The organism is Dolichospermum circinale AWQC310F, from assembly GCF_000426925.1.
Classification (GTDB): Bacteria; Cyanobacteriota; Cyanobacteriia; order Cyanobacteriales; family Nostocaceae; genus Dolichospermum; species Dolichospermum circinale.
Map to the genome: position 1 here is coordinate 156,366 of NZ_KE384663.1, position 3,706 is coordinate 160,071.

Sequence of the window (3,706 nt, forward strand, 5' to 3'; positions counted from 1 at the left end):
GAACCGTTGCCAAAGATTTCTAATTTTTGAAACTGTCCCCCTAAAATCAAGGCCATTAAACCGTGACCCATTTCATGAAACCAAGTTGCCAAAATAGAAAATGGGTATAAAATATAATTATCCATAGGTATTTGCCACAAAAATGCTGTGACTATACCCGCTGCGACTAACCAAGTTAACCCCATTTTTTCTACTTCTGTGGGAGTAAATAGAGGGTTGAAATTTTTACTGGGTTCTCTCATTATTGACTATCCTGCAAGTAATTACACGAATTAGCTGAGTATTCTTGAATATATCTTAATTCACTTCCAGAAAAAGTAGGAAAATTCCTCTGGCAAAAATGGTTCTCAATCTAACAAGTAATGTAAAATAATATTGTATCAATACCTTCAGTAAAGATACTTCTCCACTCGATGTTCTTCTAACATTGCTTTTATCTGTTCATCGGTTGGTGCTGCTTGATTGCTTTTTAATAAACCTTTCATTTGTTTAATAATGCTAGTCCGTTCTGATTTTTGACTGGGTTGATTTTGCAATGATTCAATGATTGCACGGACGGGTTCTAAGCGATCGCTCTCAGGTATTTGAAAGGCTTGCTCTTTCAGTTTTTGTAGGGACATAGAGGTTATTTTAATAATACTTGATTATATTTTATCTCATAGCGATACTTTCAGTAAAGCGATCGCTCATTTTCTTCAAGCTATTTTTAAAAACGATTCCTCTGGTAACTGTCTATCTCTCAACTGCTCAAGAACTTGCAAAAACTGATTATAAGCAATCTCAAATATTTCAGCATCATACATTAAGTTAGTATTAATTGGACGAGTTATATTGTAATGACCATCATTTGTATATTGATAAAATTGGTAATGATTTTCATTTTGTGAAACTATTCTAGCTTGTAAGCCATTGGCTATAAATTCTAGATAGTTTCTACACAAGGAAATGTAGTTTTGAATAGTCTGAAAATTTTCTTTGTCCACTGCGTGATTTACTAAATCTTCTAACCTCATCGAATAGACTCCCTGCGTTCTGAATTTTTGCGATCAAAGGCTATCCATTCTTCCTTTGTCATGCGATGGACATTTTCTAATCTTTGAATTGCCCAATTATTATACTCAATATTGAGATCACATCCCATCCAACGACGGTTAAGTTGTTCTGCAACTACAATAGTTGTTCCGGATCCTGAAAATGGATCAATAATCAAATCTCCTTCCTGTGATGATGCAAGGATAAATTTTCTTAATAATTCTTCTGGCTTTTGAGTTGGATGAGGTGTTGTTTCACCCATCCCGTTACAAGTAGTAGGAATTTCTATTACGTCTTTAGGTTTTGCACCTTTTGGGTTAGGTGTCCAGTTATTATTTTTTTTAGTTTTACCTTTTCCATAAGCACTGGTTTCTGCTTGGGGATGGGAAGGATACTTTAATGTATGTGCGCCATAAGGAATTCGCATATCGTCAATATTAATTTTCACTTGATCTGATTTACGAAAATGAATAATACTTTCATGCGATCGTCCCCAATCACTACCTAAATTAGCCTTGTTTTTATAGTGCCAAATTAACCAACGACAATTTTTGAAATATTTGGATACTGAATATTTTAAATCAGCTAATATTTCAGAAAACCCACAAACGTAAAGAGATCCATTAGATTTGAGAATACGCGAAGCTTGGCTAATCCATTGAATTGACCAGGCGATATATTTTTCTTGGTTCTCAAAATTATCCCATTCAGCTTTTTTAATATTATAAGGTGGGTCAGCAAACACTAGATCAACGCTTTCTGAATCAAGAGATGCCAGCCAATCTAGGGAATTACCTTGATAAATTTGTCCGTGAGGATGGGTATATTGTAGTTGGAATCCTTTTGTTAATGGTAATGGTAGTAATTTTTGTTCACTACTTTGTGCTTCTACCACTCCAAGATTTAGAGACTGTTGTATTACGTTTAATGCATTATTAGAACTGCTCAATCTCATCTATCCTCACAAGTTTAATAAACAGTGTTAAAGATTACTCAACGCATCAGCAGTTTGGGAAATCTCCTCAAACTGCCAAAAAATATATTATACTAACTTTCCTCACCACTCAATCTTTGTAACAATTCTTGACGCGATAAATTACCCAAAGAAAGAAGTAACTCAGTTGGTGTTAATTTAGCTAAAAAGTGAGATACTGGAAAAAAATTATTTCCCTTATTCACATAACAACAAATGGAAAAAGTACAATTATTTGGTATGCCTGCTGAGAAAGGGCGATGGCTACTCATACCTCTAAGTATAACTATCCTACTGTGCTTGGGTACAGTTTATTCTTGGAGTATTTTTAGAAAACCTTTAGAAAAACTTCTCAATGTAGGTGCAACTGATAGCCTGTTGCCATTTACTGTGCTGTTGGTTGTTTTCGCAATTTTAATGCCCATCACTGGCTTTTATATCAATCGTTTTGATACTCGACTGATTACAGGTGTTGGTGGATTAATTACGGCATTAGGTTATATTCTCTCTAGTTTGGGTGGCAATATTCCCACACTAACTATTACCTATGGTGTAATTGCTGGTATGGGTGTGGGTATCACTTACGGTGTACCGTTGGCTGTGGTAGCTAAGTGGTTTCCCGATAAAAAAGGTTTGGCTGTTGGTGCTACTGTGATTGGGTTTGGTTTGTCACCTTTAATTACTGCACCTTTGGCAAAGTTTCTAATAGATGCTTTTGGAGTTCGGCAAACTTTTGTAATTTTAGGTATTGCTTTTGCAGCTATTATTACCGCTATTTCTACTATCCTCACAACTCCTCCCCAAGGTTGGCAACCAGAGGGGTGGACTCCACCTGTAGCTATTGAAGCAAATTCCCATACTACAACTTCAGGATCAATTCTTCAGACTTCCAGTTTTTATGGCTTGTGGTCTTGTTATACCATTGGTTCTTTTGCCGGACTAGCAGCTATTGGTATTTCTAGTCCTCTAGCACAGGAAATTATTAAATTGGATGCAGCAACAGCCGCAAATACAGTCTCCCTGTTCGCTGTCTTTAATGGTGCAGGGCGGTTATTTTTTGGGTGGTTCACAGACAAATTTACGCCAAAATTAGCGGCAATTGTTTCCTTTGTTTTGATTTTGATTGCCTCGATTATGATGCTCAGTGCTGGAAAGGGAAGTGTACTCACTTATATAGTCGCTTTTTCGCTATTTTACTTGGCTTTGGGGGGTTGGTTAGCGATCGCGCCTACTTCCACTTTAATCATATTTCAACCCCAAGACTACGCCAAAAATTACGGTATTGTCTTCACTGCTTACGGTATGGGGGCTTTGGGTGGAACTTTATTAGCTGGCAAAATTAGGGACATTTTCGGCAGTTACACAAATTTCTTTTATCCAACTGCGGGATTAGCAATTGTGGGAATTATCTTGGCTGTATTCACGCTCAAACGCACCTCTACCAATGCCGATTTAGTAACATAATTTGTTCGTTTTCGATATCCCCTCTTGGCTTGTATTTTCCACAATTTATATTGGGAAAGTAGCCACTTCAACTCCCTATATCAGTTTATTACAAATAACCCATAATTAGATTTTAGATCCCCGACTTCTTCAAGAAATCGGGGGTCTTGTTGTTTCATAAATCCCCTCAAACTTCCTCATTCCGCAATCTTTGTAACAATTCTTCACGGGATAAATTACCCAAAGAAAGAAGTAACT

The 3,706-nt window shown here is 36.6% G+C and carries 5 protein-coding genes; 1 reads left to right on the top strand and 4 read right to left on the bottom strand.

Annotated elements, in window-relative coordinates; translation table 11 throughout:
* From ACIR310F_RS26520 to ACIR310F_RS0101155, 4 genes are all read right to left on the bottom strand, one after another.
* On the bottom strand, positions 1 to 242 hold a 242-nt coding region (locus tag ACIR310F_RS26520), incomplete at its 3' end, for a M50 family metallopeptidase (protein WP_231387351.1).
* Positions 243 to 389: 147 nt separating this feature from the next.
* Positions 390 to 620: a hypothetical protein gene (locus tag ACIR310F_RS0101145; protein ID WP_028082235.1), complete on the bottom strand. Its 231-nt coding sequence runs from the start codon at positions 618 to 620 to the stop codon at positions 390 to 392.
* Between the two features lie 75 nt (positions 621 to 695).
* Positions 696 to 1,013, bottom strand: coding sequence for a hypothetical protein (locus ACIR310F_RS0101150; protein ID WP_028082236.1), 318 nt, complete (start codon positions 1,011 to 1,013; stop codon positions 696 to 698).
* Positions 1,010 to 1,927 (bottom strand): DNA-methyltransferase, encoded by a 918-nt coding sequence (locus ACIR310F_RS0101155; RefSeq protein ID WP_028082237.1) that lies wholly within the window; start codon positions 1,925 to 1,927, stop codon positions 1,010 to 1,012. The genes ACIR310F_RS0101150 and ACIR310F_RS0101155 overlap by 4 nt, the downstream gene beginning before the upstream one ends.
* Positions 1,928 to 2,221: 294 nt before the next feature.
* Here ACIR310F_RS0101155 and ACIR310F_RS0101160 point away from each other — a divergent pair, with 294 nt between their 5' ends.
* Positions 2,222 to 3,469: an L-lactate MFS transporter gene (locus tag ACIR310F_RS0101160; RefSeq protein ID WP_028082238.1), complete on the top strand. Its 1,248-nt coding sequence runs from the start codon at positions 2,222 to 2,224 to the stop codon at positions 3,467 to 3,469.
* Positions 3,470 to 3,706 lie beyond the last annotated feature (237 nt).

Bases quoted from the DNA above. Each gene is read 5' to 3' on its own strand.
- ACIR310F_RS0101150 (WP_028082236.1), bottom strand. From the start codon at position 1,013: ATGAGGTTAGAAGATTTAGTAAATCACGCAGTGGACAAAGAAAATTTT.
- ACIR310F_RS0101160 (WP_028082238.1), top strand. From the start codon at position 2,222: ATGGAAAAAGTACAATTATTTGGTATGCCTGCTGAGAAAGGGCGATGG.
- ACIR310F_RS0101145 (WP_028082235.1), bottom strand. From the start codon at position 620: ATGTCCCTACAAAAACTGAAAGAGCAAGCCTTTCAAATACCTGAGAGC.